Source organism: Sulfitobacter sp. UBA1132, assembly GCF_002311545.1.
Classification (GTDB): Bacteria; Pseudomonadota; Alphaproteobacteria; order Rhodobacterales; family Rhodobacteraceae; genus Sulfitobacter; species Sulfitobacter pontiacus.
Genome location: NZ_DCAN01000019.1, coordinates 361,390 through 382,223, shown reverse-complemented (window position 1 = coordinate 382,223; position 20,834 = coordinate 361,390). Strand labels below are relative to the sequence as shown.

Genomic DNA, 20,834 nt, shown 5'->3' with positions numbered 1-20,834 from the left:
CGCGCGGTCCTTTATTCTGAGGCCGTCTGGACAGCGGCACCTGCCGCCTCCAGGGCCGTATCATAGCTATCAACAAGGGCGGCAACCGATGGCCCGATCATGTCGAGCACCAGCGCCGGGTAGACACCCAACAGCAACGTCATTGCCACCAGCGGGGCAAAGATCCAGCGTTCGCGGCGCGACATGTCGGTGATGGTGCGCAGGCTTTCCTTGATCAGATCGCCCATCACCACGCGGCGATAGAGCCACAGCGCATAGGCCGCCGAGAAGATCACCCCGGAGGTAGCTACCGCCGCGACCCAGGTGTTCACCTGGAACGTGCCCATCAGCGTCAGGAACTCCCCGACAAAGCCCGATGTCCCCGGCAGACCGACGTTGGCCATGGTGAAGAACATGAACACCAGCGCATAGGCAGGCATCCGGTTCACCAGACCGCCATAGGCGTCAATCTCGCGGGTGTGCATCCGGTCATAGATGACGCCCACACAGAGGAACAACGCAGCCGAGATGAAGCCGTGGCTGATCATCTGGAAGATCGCGCCATCCAGACCCTGCTGGTTAAAGGTAAAGATACCCATGGTCACGAAACCCATATGCGCAACCGAGGAATAGGCGATCAGCTTTTTCATGTCTTCCTGCACCAGCGCCACCAGCGAAGTATAGACAATCGCGATCGCCGACGTCCACAGCACCAGCGGGGCCATCACGTCTGCCCCCACAGGGAACATCGGCACCGAGAAGCGCAAGAAGCCGTAGCCGCCCATTTTCAGCAGGATCGCCGCCAGCACCACGGAACCGGCTGTCGGCGCCTGAACGTGTGCGTCAGGCAACCATGTGTGCACCGGCCACATCGGCATTTTCACCGCAAAGCTGGCAAAGAACGCCAGGAACATCATGGTCTGCAGCCCGCCGACCACCGTGATCCCCGCAATCGAGAAGCTGTCGGAGGCAAAGGTATGGGTCAGCAAGCTGACCTCGCACCCGCCGATACAGGTCGTGCCGGCATCCGCGTACATCATCACCATCGCCACCAGCATCAGGACAGAGCCGAGGAAGGTATAGAGGAAGAACTTGAACGAAGCGTAAATGCGGTTCGCCCCGCCCCAGATGCCGATGATCAGGAACATCGGGATCAGACCCGCTTCGAAGAAGAGGTAGAAGAGCACCAGATCCAGCGCCATGAACACGCCGAGCATCAGCGTTTCCAGCAGCAGGAAGGCGATCATATATTCCTTAACCCGCGTCTCTACGTTCCAGCTGGCGGCAATGACCAGTGGCATCATAAAGGTGGTCAGCATCACGAAGAGGATCGAAATCCCGTCAACGCCCAGGCGATATTTCAGGCCCATCAGCCACTGCGCCTCGTCGACGAACTGGAACCCGGTGTTGGACGGGTCGAAGTCGAACAGGATGAACAGCGAGATCAGAAAGGTGACCGTCGTCGTGATCAGTGCGAGCCACTTTGCATTGCGCCCCGCTGCGGCGTCATCGCCCCGCAGGAACACAGCCAGAATAAGCGCCGCAAAGCTGGGCATGAAGGTAATGATGGAAAGCAAGTGATGATCCATTAGTGTGCCCCCCCGCTCATCGTCATCCAGGTCACAAGGACCGCGATGCCGATCACCATGGCAAAGGCGTAGGTAAAGATATAGCCGGACTGCGCGCGCCCTGCCAGTCGGGTGAGGAACGGGATGATCCCCATAGCGACACCGTTCAGCGTGCCGTCGATCACATTGCCGTCCCCGCGCTTCCAGAAGAAGCGACCGATGGCCATCGCGGGTTTGACGAAGATCACGTTATAAAGTTCGTCGAAATACCACTTGTTCAGCAAGAACAGATAAAGCGGCCGCTGGTTCGCCGCCAGACGCGACGGCAGGGTCGGGTTCCAGATGTAGAACCACAGGGCCATCACAAGGCCAAAGACCATCGCGATGAACGGGCTGACCTTGACCCATGCCGGTGCGGCGTGGGCGTCGTCCAGAACGTGGTTGTCCGGTGCGATATACAATGCCCCCTCGCCCGGTGCACCGGCGAAGGCGGGACCGTGGTGACCGGCATCGGCACCTTGGCCGTCTTCAGCGTGGTCGCCTGCGTCGGCGTGGCTGTCTTCCGCCCCTTCAACATGGGTTTCACCACCGGCGGCCATCTCGGCCATGGGGATGCCATAGAACTCGCCCACATCCTCGGCATGACCAAAGAAGCTGTTGTACCAGATCATACCCGCAAAGATCGCGCCAAGGCTTAGCACGCCAAGCGGCACCAGCATGACCATCGGGCTTTCATGTGCGTGGTCATGGGTATGCTTGTCGCCGCGCGCCTTGCCAAAGAAGGTCAGGAACATCAGGCGCCAGCTGTAGAAGCTTGTCATCGCAGCGGCGATCACCAGCATCCAGAAGCCATACATGGACCCGCCGCCCCAGGCGCTTTCGATGATCGCATCCTTGGACAGGAAGCCCGCGAAGCCGAAATGCGTCAACGGAATACCGACACCGGTAATGGCCAGCGTACCGATCATCATCGCCCAGAACGTATAGGGGATTTTCTTACGCAGCGCGCCATAGTTACGCATGTCCTGCTCGTGGTGCATGGCGTGGATCACCGACCCCGCCCCCAAGAACAACATCGCCTTAAAGAACGCGTGGGTGAACAGGTGGAACATCGCGGCAGAATACATGCCAACGCCAGCGGCCACGAACATGTAGCCAAGCTGCGACATGGTCGAATAGGCGATGACGCGTTTGATGTCGTTCTGCACCAGACCGATGGTCGCGGCGACAAAGGCGGTGGTGGCTCCAAGGAAGGTGACGAATGTCATTGCCTCGGGGGCGACCTCCATCAACGGAGACATGCGGCAGACAAGGAAAACACCGGCCGTCACCATCGTCGCGGCGTGGATCAGCGCCGACACAGGCGTCGGGCCTTCCATCGCGTCGGGCAACCATGTGTGCAGGAAGAGCTGCGCCGATTTACCCATCGCACCGATGAACAGCAGGATCGCGATCAGGTTCGCGGCATTCCAGTCGGCCCAAAGGAAACCAACGGTTGTTTCCGCCAGTTCGGGTGTTGCGGCGAAGACATCGTCGAACTTGATCGAGTCGGTCAGATAGAACAGGCCGAAGATACCAAGCGCAAAGCCGAAGTCACCGACACGGTTGACCACAAACGCCTTGATCGCCGCCGCATTCGCCGTGGGCTTCTTATAGTAGAAGCCGATCAGCAGATAGGATGCGACGCCCACGCCTTCCCAGCCAAAGAACATCTGAACAAGGTTGTCAGATGTCACCAGCATCAGCATCGCGAAGGTGAAGAACGACAGATAGGCGAAGAAACGGGCGCGATAGGGCTCCGCGTCCGAGAAATTCTCGTCGTGGGCCATGTAGCCGAAGGAATAGAGATGCACGAGGCTGGAGACCGTGGTGATCACGATCAGCATGATCGCGGTCAGACGGTCGAGACGGATCGCCCAATCGGTCGACAGGCTGCCGCTTTCGATCCAGCGCAGGATCTGGATGTGCTGTGTTTCACCGTCAAACGAAAGGAAGACGATCCAGCTGAGCAGCGCCGCGAGGAACAGTAGACCCGTTGCCACATATTGGCCGGTCTTCTCCCCGATCAGCTTCCAGCCGAAACCACAGATCAATGCACCGACAAGTGGTGCGAAAAGAATGATCGTTTCCATGATCTTAGCCCTTCATCACGTTGACATCTTCAACCGCGATCGTACCCCGATTGCGGAAGAAGCAGACCAGAATGGCCAGCCCGATTGCGGCCTCTGCCGCAGCGACGGTCAGGACGAACAGCGTGAACACCTGCCCCACCAAATCACCCAGATAATAGGAGAAGGCGACAAAGTTGATGTTCACCGCCAAGAGCATAAGCTCGATCGACATCAACATGATGATGATGTTCTTGCGGTTCAGGAATAGCCCGAAAATGCCAATGACAAACAGCGTCGCCGCTACTGTCAGGTAATGTTCAATTCCGATCATGTCGTCCCTCGGTTCTTTTGCCCGTTTCAGGCGTTCTTTAGTTCTTGTCGCGAGATGTTTCCATCCCGATCCCGTCGCATCTAGAAAATGCTGTAGCCGCCCACGACCACGATCAAAACCACGACAAGCACCACAATTGTATTACGTGACATGCATCACATCCTTGATTGGGCAGGCCGCTTAAAGGCCCTGCCCGGGTTTCACATCATTCAGTTTCATCGCCAGCTTCGGATCGCGCATCATCTGATCGACCACGTTCTGGCGTTTCACATCCGCACGGTGGCGCAGCGTCAGCACAATCGCCCCGATCATCGCGACCAGCAGGATCAGACCCGACAGCTGGAACAGCAGGAAGTATTGATCATAAAGGATCAGCCCCAATGCGGCGGTGTTGTGCACCTCGTCAGTGATCACCTGCGTGCGCAGACCTTCGGCGGCAGAGTTCGCATCCCACGCGCCGAACGCCATCACGAATTGCATCAGGATCACCAGACCGATCAGCAGGGCCAGCGGCATATAGCGCGCCATTTCGGCCTTGAACTCGGCGAAATCGACATCAAGCATCATGACAACGAACAGGAACAGAACCGCGACCGCGCCGACATAGACAATGATCAGCAGCATCGCGACGAATTCGGCGTTGAGCAGCACGAAAAGCCCCGCCGCGCTGAGGAAGGACAGGATCAACCACAGCACCGAATGCACGGGGTTGCGGCTGATCACAGTGAACAGCCCGCCAGCGATCACGCTGATCGCGAAGAGGTAAAATGCGAAAACGCTCATGCGTCACCTTCCTTGTCATCCAAAACACCCTGCGCGATTTCCATTGCGCGGGTCATGGCGGGGATGCCGGCGAAAACCGCCATCTGCCCGATCGTCTCTATCACTTGCTGCTTGTGGGCGCCTGCCTCTACCGCGTGGATCACGGCCTGACGCAGCGCCACGTCATTCTGGGCACCCTGCATGGTCAGCCCCGAAATCGTCAGCAACATCCGTGTTTTGGCATCCAACCCGTTGGGGTTCATCGTATTGCCAAAAAACGTTTCCATCATGTCTTTGGGCATCTTGCCCATCATCGCCTCGAACCCTTTGGGGGAAAACGCATCCATTGCAGGAAAGGCTTTGGCCATATCCTGCATCTGACGCATCATCTCTTCAAAAGGGTTCTGGCTGTCGGTCATCGGTACGGCGCGTCCAGTTCGAGGTTGCGCGCGATTTCAGCTTCCCAGCGTTCGCCGTTGTCCAGCAGCTTGGCCTTGTCATAGAACAGCTCTTCGCGGGTCTCGGTCGAGAATTCAAAGTTCGGCCCCTCGACAATCGCGTCAACCGGGCAGGCTTCCTGACAGAAACCGCAATAAATGCATTTGGTCATGTCGATGTCGTAGCGCGTAGTGCGGCGGCTGCCATCATCGCGCGGTTCCGCGTCGATGGTGATCGCCTGCGCCGGGCACACCGCTTCGCACAGTTTGCACGCGATGCAACGCTCTTCCCCGTTGGGATAGCGGCGCAGGGCATGTTCACCACGGAAACGAGGGCTCAGCGGGCCCTTTTCATGCGGGTAGTTGATCGTCGCCTTGGGCTTGAACATATACTTAATGCCCAGCTTCAAGCCTTGATAGAAATCCTGCAGCAGGAAGTATTTCGCGTGACGGGTATAGTCGGTGTTAGCCATATCAGCCCCCTACTGTCCAACGGGCATAGATACCCCAGAACCAATCGAATTTCGCGGCGAAGGATACGAAGACAACCCAGAACAGGCTGAACGGCAGGAACACTTTCCATCCCAGACGCATCAGCTGGTCATAGCGGTACCGCGGGGTGATCGCCTTGACCAACGAGAAGAAGAAGAACACCAGCCCCATTTTCGCGACCATCCAGAAGATGCCGTCCGGCAGGCCGGGGATCGGCGACAGCCAACCGCCAAAGAACATCAGCGAGATCAGCGCGCACATCAGCACCACGGCGACCAGTTCGCCGATCATGAACAGCAAGAAGGGCGTGGAGGAATATTCGACCTGATACCCGGCAACCAGTTCCGACTCCGCTTCGGGAAGGTCGAACGGCGGGCGGTTGGTTTCGGCCAGCGCCGAGATAAAGAACAGGATCAGCATCGGGAAGTGCGGCAGCCAGTACCAGTTCAGCAGACCGTAGTCGCCGCTTTGCGACAGCACGATGTCCCCGAAGTTCAACGAGCCAGAGCTGATGACGACGCCGATGATGATCAGGCCGATCGACACCTCGTAAGAGATCATCTGCGCGGCAGAGCGCAGCGAGCCCAGAAACGGGTATTTGGAGTTTGACGCCCACCCGCCCATGATCACGCCATAGACTTCAAGCGACGAGATCGCGAAGACATAAAGGATCGCGACGTTGATGTTCGACAGAACCCAACCGTCGTTGAACGGGATCACCGCCCAGGCGACCAGCGCCATAACCAATGTGACCATCGGGGCCATGAAGAACACGGCGCGGTCCGCACCGGCGGGCACGACCACCTCTTTGACGATGTATTTCGCGAAATCCGCAAAGGATTGCAGCAGACCGTAGATGCCTACAACGTTCGGGCCGCGGCGCAGCTGTACCGACGCCCAGATTTTCCGGTCGGCGTACATCAGGAACGCAAGGGCAAGAAGCAGGGGAATCACAACAAGGAAAATCTGGCCAATAATCAGCAGGATCGTCCCCAGCGTGGTGTTGAAAAAGAAGTCAGCCATAGGTCCTCACACCGTCGGTATGCCTTTTTCCATGCAGTTCTGCACGGTCACTTCAGCATCTATTGTCTTCAAGCCCGCAGGCAGGCTTGGCGAGATGGTGTAAACAGCATCTGCGTGCCAGACACCACCCTCGATCGCAACATTTGTACGCACGTGGCGGGCAAAACCAAAGCCCCGGATCAAAGTATAGCGCGCCGCGGCACATTCCGCGTATTCCGCTACATTCTCGGATGACTGCGCTTTGGTCATCGCCACGTCGAACTGGACAAGATCCCCGTCCAGCAGTTTGGTTTCAACACCGCGATACTCGGGAATGAAATCTTCGGCCATGGGCGCTTGCGTCTCGCAGGCACCCAGAACCAAAGGCAAGATCATCCCCAAAATCCTCACTCCGCCGCCAGTGGTTTTTCGCGGCGGGCTTTGGCGTTGGCCGAAAGCTCTGCCATCAACTGGCTGGCGCGGGCGATGGGGTTGGACAGGTAGAAATCGGCAATCGCAAAGCGCAACGGGCTGTCGCCCAGATCGCCTGTGGCCACAGGCTGCCATGCGTTTTCAGCAACCTGATCAATATTCCCCAGATGCGGGACATCAGCGACCAGCGCCTTGCGCAATGCTGCAAGCGAATCGAACGGCAGCTTGGCGTCCAGCTCGGCACTCAGCGCGCGCAGGATGGCCCAGTTTTCCTTGGCCTGACCGGGGGCAAAGCTGGCGCGCGCGGCAAGCTGCGGACGGCCTTCGGTATTGACGAACAAACCGCCCTCTTCCGTATAGGCGGCACCGGGCAGAATGATATCGGCACGGTGCGCGCCGCGATCCCCGTGCGAGCCTTGATAGATCACGAAGGGGCCAGCAGGAATGTCGCCCTCATCGGCCCCGAGGTTATAGATCACATCGGCGGCCAGCACATCGTTGATGCCATTTTCAGCAACGGCACCGACATCCATCGCACCCACACGGGATGCGGCAGTGTGCAAGACCATAAAGCCGGATTGCGTCGCCTCGGCCAGCGCCATGGCAGCGGCCAGAACCTCAGCCCCGTCGTCGCGCGCCAAGGCCCCCATGCCCACAACGATGACCGAGGATTTCTCGGCAATGTCGGCGTGATCCTTTTTCAGCAGGTCATTCAGCAGCGACGGGCTGTCGCCCAGATGATCGTAATCGTAGGTCAGATCGACCGCTGGGCCCATCAGCGCCACATCCGCGCCGCGGGTCCACGCCTTGCGGATACGGGCGTTCAGCACCGGTGCTTCCACTGCGGGGTTCGCGCCGATCAGCATCACGGCTTGCGCGTGATCCAGATCTTCGACCGTGGCGGTCCCGACATAGCCCGACCGGTTGCCCGCAGGCAGCTTCGCGCCATCGGTCCGGCATTCGACAACGCCGCCCTGCCCTTCGATCAGTTGTTTCAACGCATATGTCGCCTCGACCGAGGAAAGGTCACCGATCAGACCGGCGACATTCTTACCCTTCATCGCAGCAGCGGCAGCGGCCAATGCTTCGGGCCAGTCCGCTTTGCGCAGTTTACCGTTTTCACGAATATAGGGCGTGTCCAGACGCTGGCGGCGCAGTCCGTCCCAGACGAAACGGGTTTTATCGGAAATCCATTCCTCGTTCACGCCATCATGGTTGCGCGGCAAGAAGCGCATGACTTCGCGGCCTTTCGTATCCACACGGATGTTCGACCCAAGCGCATCCATCACGTCGATCGATTCGGTCTTTGACAGCTCCCACGGCCGTGCGGTGAAAGCATAGGGTTTCGAGACCAGCGCCCCCACGGGGCACAGATCAATGATGTTGCCCTGCAGGTTCGAATCGAGCGTCTGCCCCAGATAGGCTGTAATCTCGGCGTCTTCACCACGGCCGGTCTGGCCCATCTGGTGAATGCCCGCGACCTCGGTGGTGAAGCGCACACAACGGGTGCAGGAAATGCAGCGCGTCATATGGGTTTCAACCAATGGACCCAGATCCAGATCTTCGGTCGCGCGTTTCGGCTCGCGGTAGCGGCTGAAGTCAACGCCGTAGGCCATCGCCTGATCCTGAAGGTCACACTCGCCGCCCTGATCGCAGATCGGGCAATCCAGTGGGTGGTTGATCAGCAGGAATTCCATGACCCCCTCGCGGGCCTTTTTAACCATGGGCGAATTGGTTTTGACGACAGGCGGCTGGCCCTCTGGGCCAGGACGCAAGTCGCGCACCTGCATGGCGCAGGACGCCGCAGGCTTGGGTGGGCCGCCCACGACCTCCACAAGACACATCCGGCAGTTACCGGCAATCGACAGACGTTCATGGTAACAGAAACGCGGAATTTCCACCCCTGCTTCCTCGCACGCCTGAATGAGCGTCATCGCCCCTTCGACTTCGACTTCCTTGCCGTCAATGATGATCTTGCGGGTATCGCTCATATGCTTATTTCGCTCTCAGTAACGAACCGATCCGGCTCGATTTTTGGATTTCTGCACGCCCTAACGCACAATAGCTTTGCGGGTCCGAAGTATCGACCCCCTTCGCCTTTAAATATGCGGCCCCACGGGCCTTCATGCGCGCCTTTTCAGCATCGCTTTTACGGTAGGCGTCAATTTCGTCCGACGTATAGCCCAAAGATTTCGCCGTATTGTGCACAGTGTTCAAATAGCTGAGTGCGCGGATCATACGGGCCGAGATATCGGGGCATTCTTTGCGAATCCGGTCGGCCAGTCCAAGATCAAGCAGCGCATCATCAACAGCCGGTACATCACGCAGCGGCGGCTTTGCGGCGACAGGGCTGGCCATTAGGGCCACGGTTGTTACGGCGATCAATACGTTACGCATCTTACTCTCCTCATGTAGCGGGGCGGACTGCCCCTTGCTACACATGGGAACTGACCCCGATGTTATTCAATAACATCTCCGGATCAGCCATTTGCCAGCGGTATGTCGCGCAAACGGTCAGGAAGGGCAAGCCCCCTGAAACGTCAAAGCGTCGTCCACAAGGCGCAAATTCTCGGGCGGGGTGTCCGGCCCCACGACCCATTTGATATCCGAACTGCCATAGTTGGTCACACAATAAACCGTCGCTTCATAGCGCGCCGCTTCGCGGGCACCGTTGATCGACTGTGACGCATTGCGCACCCGCAGGGTAAAGACATCGCGTTGCCCGTCGACTTTGCTCAGCTTGGTGCGGAAATATTTACCATCAAAGGCCAGACGGTCTTCGCGGGCGGTACAGCCGGCCAAGACCGCGGCCGTTATACAAAATAGAACAATCTGCTTCATCTTCCCTCACTCTGCCGGTGTGGCCGGACCCGTCTTTTTGTGCAGCCCCCTGCCCGATCAACGGGTGAAAGCTATCGTTCTTCAGTCGTGCCTCAGAAGGCTGCGAAAATCGCCAGGACCGCCAAGGCCAGAATACAGACCAGCCCCAGCATAAAGAACAGCGACCGCATCGGCTGGTTGGTTGTCCCGATATGCACCACGGCCATCGCGACCCGCACCACCACGAACAGCGCCGCAAAGAGGTTCACCCAGAACACAGGCGCGCCAAGCAGCACCGCCGCAAGCGTCGATGCCAGAAACGGGCCCGACGCCTCTATCGCGTTCATGAACGCGCGTTCGCGGCGATAGACCACATCGTCGTAGTTCCGCTTGGGCTTGCCGCAATCGCAGCGTCCCTCAGGCGTGCGCCCCATGGTAGAGAGCGCGCCAAGGACACTGATCAGAATGGCCCAAAAAGCCAAAGCAGTCAGCGCGTGGCTATAGGCGGCAAAGCTTTCCATCAAAGGTTACTCCGCCGCGACGGCGCTGACGCGGCCGGTGCGTTTGTGCTTGATGCGATCCTCGATCTCGTCGCGGAAGTGACGGATCAGACCCTGAATGGGCCAAGCCGCCGCATCCCCAAGGGCGCAGATCGTGTGGCCTTCGACCTGCTTGGTCACGTCGAGCAGCATGTCGATTTCTTCGGGCTCCGCATCGCCGCGCACCAAACGGTCCATTACGCGCATCATCCAGCCGGTCCCTTCGCGGCATGGCGTACACTGACCACAGGATTCGTGCTTGTAGAACTTCGCCAGACGCCAGATCGCCTTGATCACATCGGTGGAGTTATCCATCACGATGACCGCAGCCGTCCCCAGGCCCGAGCGTTGTTCGCGCAAATAGTCGAAATCCATGATCGCGTCGCGCATCTGCGCACCGGGGATCATCGGCACAGACGACCCGCCGGGGATCACAGCCTTGAGGTTGTCCCAGCCGCCACGGATACCGCCGCAATGCTTTTCGATCAGCTCTTCAAAGGTGATGCTCATCGCTTCTTCGACGACGCAAGGATTATTCACATGGCCCGAGATCGCAAACAGCTTGGTGCCCGCGTTGTTCGGACGGCCAAAGCTTGAAAACCATTCTGGACCGCGACGCAGGATTGTCGGGACCACCGCGATGGATTCCACGTTGTTCACCGTGGTCGGGCACCCATAAAGACCGGCCCCCGCAGGGAACGGCGGCTTCATCCGCGGCATGCCTTTCTTGCCTTCAAGGCTTTCCAGCAGCGCGGTTTCCTCGCCACAGATATAGGCACCTGCCCCGTGGTGCAGATAGATGTCGAAATCATAGCCGGATTTGCAGGCGTTCTTGCCCACAAGACCCGCGTCATACGCCTCGTCAATCGCGGCTTGCAGCGCTTCGCGCTCGCGGATGTATTCGCCGCGGATGTAGATGTAGCAAGCGTTGGCATTCATCGCGAAGCTCGCGATCAGGCAGCCCTCGATCAGCGTGTGCGGATCGTGGCGCATGATCTCGCGGTCCTTGCAGGTGCCGGGCTCGGATTCATCGGCGTTCACCACCAGATAGCTGGGGCGACCGTCGCTTTCCTTGGGCATGAAGGACCACTTCAGACCGGTAGGGAAGCCCGCACCGCCACGGCCCCGCAGCCCCGAGGCTTTCATCTGGTCGATGATCCAGTCGCGCCCGTTCTTGAGGATGCCCGCCGTGCCATCCCAATGGCCACGCGCCTGCGCGCCTTTCAGCGTGCGGTCGTGCATACCGTAGATATTGGTAAAGATGCGGTCTTGATCCTGAAGCATGAAGCTAACCTTTATGTGTCACGGCTGGCCGCGCGGGCCCGCCTCATCTGATATATATTGACCATCGCCCAGATCAGGGCTGCCAGCGCGGCAAAATCGAACAGCAGCGCATAGCGTCCGGGCAAGCCGAACTGCGGCGCAAGCCATTGCGCCGCGATCCAAAGCAACATGGTGCCGGCAATGACAAGGCCGACCATCCGGCCCTTACGGGCCAGCGCGATTTCTTCCTTATCTGTCATCACACGGCATCCATGTCAGGCTCAGGTCTTTTTACTACGGGTGGAGAATTCGGTCTCTCCACCGGAGGCGAGGGTTTTGGCCTGCGCCATCCAGTCATCACGTTGAATACGGCCTTTGAACCGCACGCGGGCATCAACCCAAGCGATTTCAGCCGCGGTCCATTTGGCGATCTGATCAAAGTGATAGATCCCCAGCTCATTCAGCGTTTGTTCAAGTTTCGGCCCTACCCCACTGATAAGCTTGAGGTTATCGGCACCGCCAGCGCGCGGTTGGTCCAGCGTTTCGGGGCTGCTTTCCACAGTACCCGCCGGAATATCCGCGATCCCCGAACGGGTCGAGGTCGCCCCCTTGACGGTGGCCGGTGCCTGCGGTTTTTCAGCCGGCGTTGGTTCCGGGATAGAGGCGACAGGTTCCGCCGCCGCTTCTGTTGCTGGCGCAGAAGCCGGAGCCGCCTTGGCCTGTGCAGGCTCGGCTGCGGGGGCTTCGTATTTGTAGCTGCCCTTGCGCGCAGCGAGTTCCTCTTGGCCCTTCAGCTTGGCCGTGGGCTTGATCCCCGAGAAAGCGGCGGGTTCGTCTTTGGCTGCCGGCGAGGTGCCCGCTGTCGCCTCTGACGCGGCACCGCCGACATCGGCCTCGGCCTGACCGCCGGTCGTGTCTTCGGGGCGGGTCTCTACCGTTTCGGTGGCAGCGGGTTCCGCCTCCAGCGTCGGCTCAGGCTCTACCGCCGCGTCGCTGGTTGGTGCGGCGCTGGCCGCTTGGGTTGTGGCCGCCGTTGCAGGTGCCGCCGCCGCCGCAGGGGTGCTGGCCGTCTGCATAGGCTCATCCCCAAGCGACCCGCACATGAATTTGGACAGGACCACAAAGGTCACAAGCCCCAGTATGATTCCAAGGAACAGCGAGGCGATAAAGCCCCAGCCGAAAACCAGCCAAAATAGCAACGCGAGGACAAGGCCGACCCCGGCCCCCCACCGCATGCAACCGCGTTTGCATTGCTCTTTTTGCGTCAAATCAGTCATGTCCGTCCCTTCGTTCGCCATTCAAGATGATCTATTATGTGTTATAGATACCATCTTTTGTGGCGCGCGACGAGAATTCTGTTTCTTCACCAGCAGCAAGCTTTTTCGCCTGCTCGACCCAGTTGTCGCGGGTCACGCGACCCTTGAAACCTTCGAGGTTCTGATCCACCCAGGATACCTCGTTCGGGCCCCAGTCAGCAATCTGGCTAAAGTGGTAAAAGCCCATCTTGTTCACCAGCGCTTCGAGCTTGGGACCAATGCCCTTGATCATCTTGAGGTCATCCGCCGCGCCGCCTTCGGGGGCATCCAGCGTCTTGGGCTTGGTGGCCGCAGCATCCGCATTGGCCTCGGCAGATTTCGCAACCGATGCTTTTTTGGTGCCCGCGGTCGAGGCTTTGGGCGCAGGGGCCGGATCGCCGGGTGCGACGCTGCCTGCTTCGGGTTTGCCCACAGCTTCGGTGCCGTCAGCCTCTCCCGGTGCTTCGGAGTGTTGATCCGAGGCATCGCCCACGTCACGTGGTGCGTCTTCCTCTGCGGCGGTACGACCGCCTTGGGCACCGTCAGGACCTTCGGGTGGCATATTGTCATTGCGCGCCACAGGCTGTTCCTTGTCGGAACCGGCGCTGTCTGCACCATCTTTACCCTGCCAGGGTGCCGTCAGCGGCACTTCGGTACCATCGATGCGCTTGAGCGTGTCGCCGATGTCCACGGCCAGCTGCGCGCTGGCGTTGTATTGTGTCTTGCCGCTGTCGTGATCGGTCAGGCTGGTCAGCCCGGACAGCGGTTCAGAGGCATAGCGCCCGTTCTGCGGGCCGGGTACAGGCACCTGCCCCGCCGCCATCTCGTCGATCATGGCGCGGAAGCCGTCGACGGTCAGATCTTCGTAATAGTCCTTGCCGATCTGCGCCATGGGCGCGTTGGAACAGGCCCCCAGACATTCGACTTCTTCCCACGAGAATTTGCCGTCTTCGCTGATCTGATGTGCCTTGGGCGCGATGCGCTCCTTGCAGACCTCGATCAGGTCTTCGGCACCGCAGATCATGCAGGATGTCGTACCGCAAATCTGGAAATGCGCGACCTCGCCCACAGGCTGAAGCTGGAACATAAAGTAGAATGTCGCAACCTCGAGCCCGCGGATATAGGCCATGCCCAGCATTTCAGAGACATGTTCGATTGCAGGGCGGCTCAGCCAGCCTTCCTGTTCCTGCGCACGCCATAGCAAAGGGATGATCGCGCTGGCCTGACGGCCTTCGGGGTATTTCGTGATCTGCGCTTCGGCCCAAGCCTGGTTGGCGGGGGTGAAGGCAAAGCTTGTCGGTTGGTCAGGGTGCAAACGGCGCAGCATCAGATCAGGCTTTCGTTCTTGCGGAAACGGCGGGCGCCTCCGGCGGGAGTTTATTTGGCAAAATGAAGAGGACCCGGCTCAACGGTCGACCTCTCCGAAAACGATGTCCATGGTGCCGATGATCGCCGCGACATCCGCCAGCTGGTGCCCCTTGGCGACATAGTCCATCGCTTGCAGGTGCAGGTAGCCGGGCGCGCGCAGTTTGGCACGGTAGGGTTTGTTCGATCCATCGGCCACAAGGTAGACGCCGAATTCGCCCTTGGGGGCCTCGACCGCGCAATAGACTTCGCCGGCCGGGACGTGGAACCCTTCGGTGTAGAGCTTGAAGTGGTGGATCAGGCTTTCCATGTCGGTTTTCATCGCGGTCCGGCTGGGTGGCGTGATCTTGCCCCGCGCCAATACATCGCCCTGCCCTTCGGGCGCGCGCAGCTTTTCGATGGCTTGCTGGATGATGTAGGTGGACTGGCGCATTTCTTCCATCCGGACGAGGTAGCGGTCATAGCAATCGCCGTTCACACCGGTCGGGATCTGGAAGTCGAATTCATCGTAGCATTCATAGGGCTGCGCACGGCGCAAATCCCATGCCAGGCCAGAGCCGCGGACCATCACGCCCGAGAAGCCCCAATCCTGAATGTCCTGTTCAGACACGATGCCGATGTCAGCGTTACGTTGTTTGAAGATCCGGTTTTCTGTCAGCAGCTGATCCACGTCGACCATGAAGCCCGACAGGAACTTGTGGGTCCATGCCTCGATATCATCAAGCAGCGCGGGCGGCAGATCCTGGTGGACCCCGCCGGGGCGGAAATAGGCCGCGTGCAGACGGGCACCGCAGGCGCGTTCGTAGAAGATCATCAGATCTTCGCGTTCTTCAAAGCCCCAGAGCGGCGGTGTCAGCGCGCCCACGTCCATCGCCTGTGTGGTGACGTTCAGCAGGTGTGACAGGATGCGGCCGATCTCGGAATAGAGCACGCGGATCAGCGAGGCACGACGGGGCACTTCGACACCGGTCAGCTTTTCGATGGCCAGACACCAGGCGTGTTCCTGGTTCATCGGGGCCACGTAATCCAGCCGGTCGAAATACGGCAGGTTCTGCAGGTAGGTGCGGCTTTCCATCAGCTTTTCGGTGCCACGGTGCAGCAGGCCGATGTGCGGATCGCAACGTTCGACGATCTCGCCGTCGAGTTCGAGAACCAGACGCAGAACCCCGTGCGCCGCAGGGTGTTGCGGGCCGAAGTTGATGTTGAAGTTGCGGATCTTCTGCTCGCCGGTCAGGGCGTCTTCGAAACCTTTGGTGCCGTCCATCATTTACGCTCCAGCTCGGTCAGTTTGACGCCCATCCACCACAGAAGGGCGACGGTGCCCAAAGGCACGATACAGGCAACAGACCAGTATTTATTGATCCCGAAAAACGGCAACAGCTTGACCATCGGGATGATTGTGAGGGCAGACAGTATGAACCACCACATGCCCCCCATTATTTGGCCTCCGGCTTTTCATCGCCCGGCAGAATATATTCGGCCCCTTCCCAAGGCGACATAAAGTCGAACTGGCGATATTCCTGAACGAGGCTCACGGGTTCATAGACCACGCGCTTTTCGCTCTCGTCATAGCGGACTTCGGTATAGCCGGTGGTTGGGAAATCCTTACGCAGCGGGTAGCCGCGGAACCCGTAGTCGGTCAGCAGGCGACGCAGGTCGGGGTGGCCGGCAAAGATGATGCCGAACATGTCAAAGACCTCGCGTTCGAACCAATTGGCCGAGGGGTGGATATCGACGATCGAGGGGACCATATCCTCTTCGCGCGCGGCGACGCGCAAGCGGATGCGCTGGTTCTGGTACATCGACAGGAAATGATAGACGACATCAAAGCGTTTGGCGCGGCCCGGGTAATCCACCGCGGTGATATCCACCAGCGAGGAGAAACGGCAGGTCGCGTCGCTTTTGATAAATTCTACCAGACCGGGCAGATTGGCCTGGGTGACATCCATGTTCAGCTCGTCAAAGGCGATGTCCCAGCCGAGGATACAGTCGGGGCGTTTCGCTTCGATATACGCGCCAAGTTCGTTCAGTTGTTCTGACATATCAGCCCCTTAGCGAACAATTGTGCCGGTGCGGCGGATTTTGCGCTGCAGCTGCATGATACCATAAAGCAACGCCTCTGCCGTGGGGGGGCAGCCGGGCACATAGACATCGACAGGCACGACACGGTCACAGCCGCGCACCACGGAATAGCTGTAGTGGTAATAGCCGCCGCCATTGGCGCAAGACCCCATAGAGATCACATAGCGCGGTTCCGGCATCTGGTCATAGACCTTGCGCAGGGCCGGCGCCATCTTGTTGGTCAGCGTGCCCGCAACAATCATCAGGTCCGACTGACGCGGAGACGCGCGTGGTGCGGTGCCAAAACGTTCCAGATCGTAGCGCGGCATCGAGGTGTGCATCATCTCGACGGCGCAGCAGGCCAGACCAAAAGTCATCCAGTGCAGAGAGCCGGTACGGGCCCAGTTGATAATGTCTTCGGTCGAGGTCAGCAGGAAGCCCTTGTCCTGCAGTTCCTTGTTCAGGTTCTGGGTGGCCACATCGCGGTCCATCCCGGCCACATTGGCCCCGGCGGCTGCTACTGCCATTCCAGTGCTCCCTTTTTCCACTCATATGCAAAGCCGGCGGTCAGCACGGCAAGAAAGACCATCATCGACCAGAAACCGGCCATGCTCACGTCCTGAAAGGCCACGGCCCAGGGGAAGAGAAAAGCGATTTCGAGGTCAAAGATGATGAACAGGATCGACACGAGGTAGAACCGCACGTCAAATTTCATCCGGGCGTCGTCAAAGGCGTTGAACCCGCATTCATAGGCCGACACTTTTTCAGGGTCCGGGTTGCGCACGGCCAGCACGACGGCAGCCAGGATCAAAACAATGCCAAGGACAATCGCCACGGCTAGAAAAAGTAGGATCGGCAGGTATTCCCGCATCATGTCGTCCAAGGGGAAGCTCCTTTTGCGTATGCGACGCGCCACGCGCCCTGTCAGCCAAACGGCACTATTGGCTTTGGTCGGTTTACTCCGCTGTCCGGTCAGGGTCAACCGAGCCCGCCATATTTGCGTCATCCTGTCGTGGGGCGCGGCACACCCTGCCCGCGCCCGCGGGATTGGCGCTATTTTTCCAGCAGATCGCGGCTCTCGCGCCAACTGTGCTGCGGCGCGAACCCCAGCAGGTCACGCGCCTTTTCGATGCTGTAGAATGTCTCGAACTGGCCCATATCGCGGGTCTGGCGCACGTCTTTATAGTAGCGATCAATCAAGTCAGAGGTTTGTGCGGCGACAGAGGTGTCGGCGTTGGCTACATTGAACACCTCGTAGCCCAAGCCGTCCACATCAAGACAGCGCTGCACCATCTGCCCCAAATCGCGGGCATCGATATAGGCGAAGATATTGCGCCGCCGTTGATCGGGGTCGTGAATGAAGCCGGGGAAAAGGCTGGCGTATTCATGCGGTTCGATCACGTTGTTGATTCTCAACCCGTAGATATCCGCCCCCGTGCGCGCCTGAAAGCTGCGCGCCGTCGCCTCGTTACAGACTTTGGACATGGCATAGCTGTCTTCGGGCACGGTCGGGTGATCTTCATCGACGGGGATATAGTCGGGCTTGCGCTCCCCCTGGGCAAAGCAGACGCCATAGGTCGTCTCGGATGAGGCAAAGATGATCTTAGGCACCCCCGCCTTCACGGCAGCATCAATGACATGATAGGTGCCAAGCGTATTGACCCGAAACACCTCTGTATCCGACGTGATCAGGATGCGCGGCACAGCGGCGAAATGCACAACGGCGTCAAACCCCTGCACGCCGGTGCCCTCATCCAGTTCGCCCAGATTCATCAGACTATGCATCACATCATGCATCTGGCCCGCGTCGGTGATATCGGCAATGCGGTTGTCAACGCTGGGGTGATCCAGCGGCTGCTGGTCCACGTTCAACACCTGATGCCCCTGATCCATCAGATAGGGGATCACATGCCGCCCCGCTTTGCCGCTGCCGCCGGTGAATAGAATACGCATGGGGGCCTCTCTCGCCGTTGATGTCGTGGCAAAGCCTAGAGCCTTGCCGCCCCGCTTCAACCCGTAACCCAGGCCGCCTTGCGCTTGTCGAAGAAGGCACCGATTCCCTCGGCCGCCTCTTCGGTTTCCCAGCGGTCGGCCAATGCGGCGATGGTATGGTCCACGACCTGCGCGTCGATCCGCGGTCCCAGATCCCGCGCGAGCTGTTTCGCCGCTGCCACGGCCCCCGGCGCACAGGACAGATAGGGCACGACCTCGGCCTCGATCGCAGCGTCCAGCGCATCTGCCGGCACGGCACGGGCCAGCAAGCCCAGATCGACCGCCTCCGCCGCGTCAAACAGACGGGCCGACATGAACACACGCCGCGCGCGCCCCTCGCCCATACGGGCCAGCACATAGGGGCCGATGGTGGCCGGAATGATCCCCAGCCGCGTCTCGGTGAACCCCATCTTCAACGTATCAACCCCGATCGCCACGTCACAGACCGAGGCCATGCCGACACCGCCACCAAAGGCGTTGCCCTGCACCCGACCGATCAAGGGCTTGGGCAGCGTGTTCAGCGCGCCCAGCATCGTGGCCAGCTTGCCTGCCTCGGCCGAGCGTGTCGGCCCATCCATATCGCGCTGTGCCTGCATCCAGCCCAGATCACCGCCCGCGCAAAAGCTTTTGCCCGCGCCGGTCAGCACCACGACCCGCACAGCGTCATCAGCGGCCAAGGCGGCGGCGGCCCCGGTCAGCTCCGCGATCATCTGCGCGGACATGGCGTTGTGCTTTTCCTCGCGCGCCAACGTCAACGTCGCGACCCCGCGCGCGTCGGTCTCCAGTTTCAGTGTCTCGTACATCATCCTACCCTCATCCGCCGCGCCATCTCGGCGGCTTCCTCGATCACCGCCTGATCCAACCCGGTGTCATAGCCAAGCGCCATCAGATGCGCGTTGACCTTTTCCGTGGCAACATTGCCCGCAGCCCCCGGCGCATAGGGGCACCCCCCCAAACCGCCTACGGCGGCATCGAACACCCTCACGCCCATGGACAGGGATGCATCAATATTGTCCATCGCCCGCCCGTTGGTGTCATGGTAATGCCCGGCCAAACGCCCCACGGGCACCACATCGCGCACCGCCAGCAACATGCGCGCAATCGTATCCGGCGTGCCTGCCCCGATGGTGTCGCCAAGCGAGACCTCATAGCAGCCCATAGAGAACAGACGATCCGCTACTTCCGCCACCTTGGATGGCGCAACCGCCCCGTCATAGGGGCATTCCACCACACACGAGACATAGCCCCGCACCGGCATATCCACATGGCGTGCCTGCTCTAGGATCGGCGCGAAACGCTCGAACGCCTCCTCGATGCTGGCGTTGATATTCTTCTGGCTGAACCCCTCGCTGGCCGAGGCGAACACCGCGATCTCTCCCGCTTTGGCCGCGACCGCATCCTCGTAGCCCCGCATATTCGGCGTCAGCGCGGCATAACGCACCCCCTCGACCCGAGCAATCCCGCCCAGAACCTCACCCGATCCGGCCATCTGCGGCACCCATTTGGGGCTGACAAAGCTCGCCACCTCGATCCGGGAAAACCCCGCACGGCTCAGAAGGTCGACCAGCGCGATCTTCTCCGACACCGGAATTTCACGCGCCTCGTTTTGCAGCCCGTCCCGTGGACCGACCTCGAATATCTCGCAGACCCCTTTATCCATAACGCCCCCTCCCCTTCATTTTGCCAAATAAACTCACCTGCGCGACGGTAGCATCACTCGACCGGCCACGGGTCAAAAAACGTCCGGTCAAACAACGGCACGTCTTTGGGCAGCGACAGCTGGAACGCCTCGCGGTCGGTGATGCGCGCATACCAGGCCGCCACATTGGGGTGATTGTCGAGCTTGGCGAAATGCTGCGCCATATAGACCGCCTGCCCCACGTTCACATCCGCCGCCGTGAAACCGCTCATCAACAGATAATCCTGTGAAAGTATCCCGCCGCCCAATCGCGCCTCGATCGCGTCGTAACACTTCATCAAACGCGCGGCTTCCAGCTTCATCACGATGGGGCTGCGCATGGAATCATCGCGCAGCGCCACATGCTGCTGGGTCAGCGCGGCACAATGCTGCGATACCGTCTCGGCAAAATGGATCCACACCAACCACGCCATGCGATCCGGCGCCCCCGGCATCCGCCCCAACCGATCAGGGCTGAACCGTTCGCAAAGATATTCCGCGATGGCACCCGTCTCGAACATGCGCTCCCCGTCAATCTCGAGCGAGGGCACACGCCCCGCCGGTGAAATTGCCAGATAGCCCGGATCACGCAAGGATTTGTCGAAGGCGTGGATTGACACCTCGAAGGGCACCTCCAGCTCGTGCAGCAACCAAAGGGTGCGCATGGAACGGGTCTGTTCGACGTGGTGCAGGGTAATCATGGTGCG

At 59.8% G+C, this 20,834-nt stretch carries 25 protein-coding genes; all 25 read right to left on the bottom strand.

The window, feature by feature from the left end; all coding sequences use genetic code 11:
• Positions 1 to 11: 11 nt before the first annotated feature.
• Complete coding sequence (locus B4F27_RS15620) at positions 12 to 1,568, bottom strand: NADH-quinone oxidoreductase subunit M (protein ID WP_286760089.1); 1,557 nt, start codon at positions 1,566 to 1,568, stop codon at positions 12 to 14.
• Positions 1,568 to 3,679, bottom strand: coding sequence for an NADH-quinone oxidoreductase subunit L (nuoL, locus tag B4F27_RS15615; protein ID WP_286760088.1), 2,112 nt, complete (start codon positions 3,677 to 3,679; stop codon positions 1,568 to 1,570). The genes B4F27_RS15620 and nuoL overlap by 1 nt, the downstream gene beginning before the upstream one ends.
• Positions 3,680 to 3,683: 4 nt before the next feature.
• Complete coding sequence (gene nuoK / locus B4F27_RS15610) at positions 3,684 to 3,989, bottom strand: NADH-quinone oxidoreductase subunit NuoK (protein WP_005853964.1); 306 nt, start codon at positions 3,987 to 3,989, stop codon at positions 3,684 to 3,686.
• A 180-nt stretch (positions 3,990 to 4,169) separates the two neighbouring features.
• On the bottom strand, positions 4,170 to 4,772 hold the full coding sequence (locus B4F27_RS15605) for an NADH-quinone oxidoreductase subunit J (protein ID WP_286760087.1): 603 nt from the start codon (positions 4,770 to 4,772) through the stop codon (positions 4,170 to 4,172).
• Positions 4,769 to 5,170 (bottom strand): carboxymuconolactone decarboxylase family protein, encoded by a 402-nt coding sequence (locus B4F27_RS15600; RefSeq protein WP_005853969.1) that lies wholly within the window; start codon positions 5,168 to 5,170, stop codon positions 4,769 to 4,771. Before B4F27_RS15600 ends, B4F27_RS15605 begins: the two co-directional genes overlap by 4 nt.
• Positions 5,167 to 5,661, bottom strand: a complete 495-nt coding sequence (nuoI, locus tag B4F27_RS15595) for an NADH-quinone oxidoreductase subunit NuoI (RefSeq protein ID WP_005853971.1) — start codon at positions 5,659 to 5,661, stop codon at positions 5,167 to 5,169. Before nuoI ends, B4F27_RS15600 begins: the two co-directional genes overlap by 4 nt.
• A 1-nt stretch (position 5,662) precedes the next feature.
• Complete coding sequence (gene nuoH / locus B4F27_RS15590; RefSeq protein WP_005853973.1) at positions 5,663 to 6,703, bottom strand: NADH-quinone oxidoreductase subunit NuoH; 1,041 nt, start codon at positions 6,701 to 6,703, stop codon at positions 5,663 to 5,665.
• A 6-nt stretch (positions 6,704 to 6,709) separates the two neighbouring features.
• Positions 6,710 to 7,078: a hypothetical protein gene (locus B4F27_RS15585; protein ID WP_286760086.1), complete on the bottom strand. Its 369-nt coding sequence runs from the start codon at positions 7,076 to 7,078 to the stop codon at positions 6,710 to 6,712.
• A gap of 11 nt (positions 7,079 to 7,089) precedes the next feature.
• Positions 7,090 to 9,105, bottom strand: a complete 2,016-nt coding sequence (gene nuoG / locus B4F27_RS15580) for an NADH-quinone oxidoreductase subunit NuoG (RefSeq protein WP_286760085.1) — start codon at positions 9,103 to 9,105, stop codon at positions 7,090 to 7,092.
• A 4-nt stretch (positions 9,106 to 9,109) separates the two neighbouring features.
• Positions 9,110 to 9,511, bottom strand: a complete 402-nt coding sequence (locus B4F27_RS15575) for a DUF5333 domain-containing protein (protein WP_037964163.1) — start codon at positions 9,509 to 9,511, stop codon at positions 9,110 to 9,112.
• 117 nt (positions 9,512 to 9,628) lie between these two features.
• Complete coding sequence (locus B4F27_RS15570; protein WP_009824859.1) at positions 9,629 to 9,916, bottom strand: hypothetical protein; 288 nt, start codon at positions 9,914 to 9,916, stop codon at positions 9,629 to 9,631.
• Positions 9,917 to 10,047: 131 nt separating this feature from the next.
• Positions 10,048 to 10,455 carry an MAPEG family protein gene (locus B4F27_RS15565; RefSeq protein WP_037944459.1) on the bottom strand — a complete coding sequence of 136 codons (408 nt, stop codon included), beginning with the start codon at positions 10,453 to 10,455 and terminating at the stop codon, positions 10,048 to 10,050.
• 6 nt (positions 10,456 to 10,461) lie between these two features.
• Positions 10,462 to 11,757 carry an NADH-quinone oxidoreductase subunit NuoF gene (nuoF, locus tag B4F27_RS15560; protein WP_009824861.1) on the bottom strand — a complete coding sequence of 432 codons (1,296 nt, stop codon included), beginning with the start codon at positions 11,755 to 11,757 and terminating at the stop codon, positions 10,462 to 10,464.
• A gap of 11 nt (positions 11,758 to 11,768) precedes the next feature.
• Positions 11,769 to 11,996, bottom strand: coding sequence for a DUF5337 domain-containing protein (locus B4F27_RS15555; RefSeq protein ID WP_005853987.1), 228 nt, complete (start codon positions 11,994 to 11,996; stop codon positions 11,769 to 11,771).
• 21 nt (positions 11,997 to 12,017) lie between these two features.
• A complete protein-coding gene (locus B4F27_RS15550; protein ID WP_286760084.1) occupies positions 12,018 to 13,013 on the bottom strand; it encodes an endonuclease in 996 nt (331 codons plus the stop codon).
• Positions 13,014 to 13,047: 34 nt separating this feature from the next.
• The gene (locus tag B4F27_RS15545; RefSeq protein WP_286760083.1) at positions 13,048 to 14,358 is read right to left on the bottom strand and encodes an NADH-quinone oxidoreductase subunit E; all 1,311 of its coding nucleotides are present in this window, start codon (positions 14,356 to 14,358) and stop codon (positions 13,048 to 13,050) included.
• Positions 14,359 to 14,436: 78 nt separating this feature from the next.
• Positions 14,437 to 15,660, bottom strand: coding sequence for an NADH-quinone oxidoreductase subunit D (locus tag B4F27_RS15540; RefSeq protein ID WP_005853993.1), 1,224 nt, complete (start codon positions 15,658 to 15,660; stop codon positions 14,437 to 14,439).
• Positions 15,660 to 15,824, bottom strand: coding sequence for a hypothetical protein (locus tag B4F27_RS15535; RefSeq protein WP_005853995.1), 165 nt, complete (start codon positions 15,822 to 15,824; stop codon positions 15,660 to 15,662). The genes B4F27_RS15540 and B4F27_RS15535 overlap by 1 nt, the downstream gene beginning before the upstream one ends.
• Before the next feature lie 8 nt (positions 15,825 to 15,832).
• Complete coding sequence (locus B4F27_RS15530; protein WP_237279467.1) at positions 15,833 to 16,438, bottom strand: NADH-quinone oxidoreductase subunit C; 606 nt, start codon at positions 16,436 to 16,438, stop codon at positions 15,833 to 15,835.
• 9 nt (positions 16,439 to 16,447) lie between these two features.
• A complete protein-coding gene (locus B4F27_RS15525; protein WP_005853998.1) occupies positions 16,448 to 16,984 on the bottom strand; it encodes a NuoB/complex I 20 kDa subunit family protein in 537 nt (178 codons plus the stop codon).
• On the bottom strand, positions 16,975 to 17,340 hold the full coding sequence (locus tag B4F27_RS15520; RefSeq protein ID WP_005854000.1) for an NADH-quinone oxidoreductase subunit A: 366 nt from the start codon (positions 17,338 to 17,340) through the stop codon (positions 16,975 to 16,977). The genes B4F27_RS15525 and B4F27_RS15520 overlap by 10 nt, the downstream gene beginning before the upstream one ends.
• A 170-nt stretch (positions 17,341 to 17,510) precedes the next feature.
• Positions 17,511 to 18,410, bottom strand: a complete 900-nt coding sequence (locus tag B4F27_RS15515) for an NAD-dependent epimerase/dehydratase family protein (RefSeq protein WP_286760082.1) — start codon at positions 18,408 to 18,410, stop codon at positions 17,511 to 17,513.
• Between the two features lie 56 nt (positions 18,411 to 18,466).
• Positions 18,467 to 19,252, bottom strand: coding sequence for a crotonase/enoyl-CoA hydratase family protein (locus B4F27_RS15510; protein WP_009824867.1), 786 nt, complete (start codon positions 19,250 to 19,252; stop codon positions 18,467 to 18,469).
• Entirely contained in the window at positions 19,252 to 20,109 is an 858-nt protein-coding gene (locus tag B4F27_RS15505) for a hydroxymethylglutaryl-CoA lyase (RefSeq protein WP_286760081.1), read from the bottom strand. Before B4F27_RS15505 ends, B4F27_RS15510 begins: the two co-directional genes overlap by 1 nt.
• A 53-nt stretch (positions 20,110 to 20,162) precedes the next feature.
• Positions 20,163 to 20,828: a glutathione S-transferase family protein gene (locus B4F27_RS15500; protein ID WP_074634426.1), complete on the bottom strand. Its 666-nt coding sequence runs from the start codon at positions 20,826 to 20,828 to the stop codon at positions 20,163 to 20,165.
• Positions 20,829 to 20,834 lie beyond the last annotated feature (6 nt).

Coding starts and splice junctions, on each gene's coding strand:
- B4F27_RS15620 (WP_286760089.1), bottom strand. CDS start 1,568: ATGGATCATCACTTGCTTTCCATCATTACCTTCATGCCCAGCTTTGCG.
- nuoL (WP_286760088.1), bottom strand. CDS start 3,679: ATGGAAACGATCATTCTTTTCGCACCACTTGTCGGTGCATTGATCTGT.
- nuoK (WP_005853964.1), bottom strand. CDS start 3,989: ATGATCGGAATTGAACATTACCTGACAGTAGCGGCGACGCTGTTTGTC.
- B4F27_RS15605 (WP_286760087.1), bottom strand. CDS start 4,772: ATGAGCGTTTTCGCATTTTACCTCTTCGCGATCAGCGTGATCGCTGGC.
- B4F27_RS15600 (WP_005853969.1), bottom strand. CDS start 5,170: ATGACCGACAGCCAGAACCCTTTTGAAGAGATGATGCGTCAGATGCAG.
- nuoI (WP_005853971.1), bottom strand. CDS start 5,661: ATGGCTAACACCGACTATACCCGTCACGCGAAATACTTCCTGCTGCAG.
- nuoH (WP_005853973.1), bottom strand. CDS start 6,703: ATGGCTGACTTCTTTTTCAACACCACGCTGGGGACGATCCTGCTGATT.
- B4F27_RS15585 (WP_286760086.1), bottom strand. CDS start 7,078: ATGATCTTGCCTTTGGTTCTGGGTGCCTGCGAGACGCAAGCGCCCATG.
- nuoG (WP_286760085.1), bottom strand. CDS start 9,105: ATGAGCGATACCCGCAAGATCATCATTGACGGCAAGGAAGTCGAAGTC.
- B4F27_RS15575 (WP_037964163.1), bottom strand. CDS start 9,511: ATGCGTAACGTATTGATCGCCGTAACAACCGTGGCCCTAATGGCCAGC.
- B4F27_RS15565 (WP_037944459.1), bottom strand. CDS start 10,455: ATGGAAAGCTTTGCCGCCTATAGCCACGCGCTGACTGCTTTGGCTTTT.
- nuoF (WP_009824861.1), bottom strand. CDS start 11,757: ATGCTTCAGGATCAAGACCGCATCTTTACCAATATCTACGGTATGCAC.
- B4F27_RS15555 (WP_005853987.1), bottom strand. CDS start 11,996: ATGACAGATAAGGAAGAAATCGCGCTGGCCCGTAAGGGCCGGATGGTC.
- B4F27_RS15550 (WP_286760084.1), bottom strand. CDS start 13,013: ATGACTGATTTGACGCAAAAAGAGCAATGCAAACGCGGTTGCATGCGG.
- B4F27_RS15545 (WP_286760083.1), bottom strand. CDS start 14,358: ATGCTGCGCCGTTTGCACCCTGACCAACCGACAAGCTTTGCCTTCACC.
- B4F27_RS15540 (WP_005853993.1), bottom strand. CDS start 15,660: ATGGACGGCACCAAAGGTTTCGAAGACGCCCTGACCGGCGAGCAGAAG.
- B4F27_RS15535 (WP_005853995.1), bottom strand. CDS start 15,824: ATGTGGTGGTTCATACTGTCTGCCCTCACAATCATCCCGATGGTCAAG.
- B4F27_RS15530 (WP_237279467.1), bottom strand. CDS start 16,438: ATGTCAGAACAACTGAACGAACTTGGCGCGTATATCGAAGCGAAACGC.
- B4F27_RS15525 (WP_005853998.1), bottom strand. CDS start 16,984: ATGGCAGTAGCAGCCGCCGGGGCCAATGTGGCCGGGATGGACCGCGAT.
- B4F27_RS15515 (WP_286760082.1), bottom strand. CDS start 18,410: ATGCGTATTCTATTCACCGGCGGCAGCGGCAAAGCGGGGCGGCATGTG.
- B4F27_RS15510 (WP_009824867.1), bottom strand. CDS start 19,252: ATGTACGAGACACTGAAACTGGAGACCGACGCGCGCGGGGTCGCGACG.
- B4F27_RS15505 (WP_286760081.1), bottom strand. CDS start 20,109: ATGGATAAAGGGGTCTGCGAGATATTCGAGGTCGGTCCACGGGACGGG.
- B4F27_RS15500 (WP_074634426.1), bottom strand. CDS start 20,828: ATGATTACCCTGCACCACGTCGAACAGACCCGTTCCATGCGCACCCTT.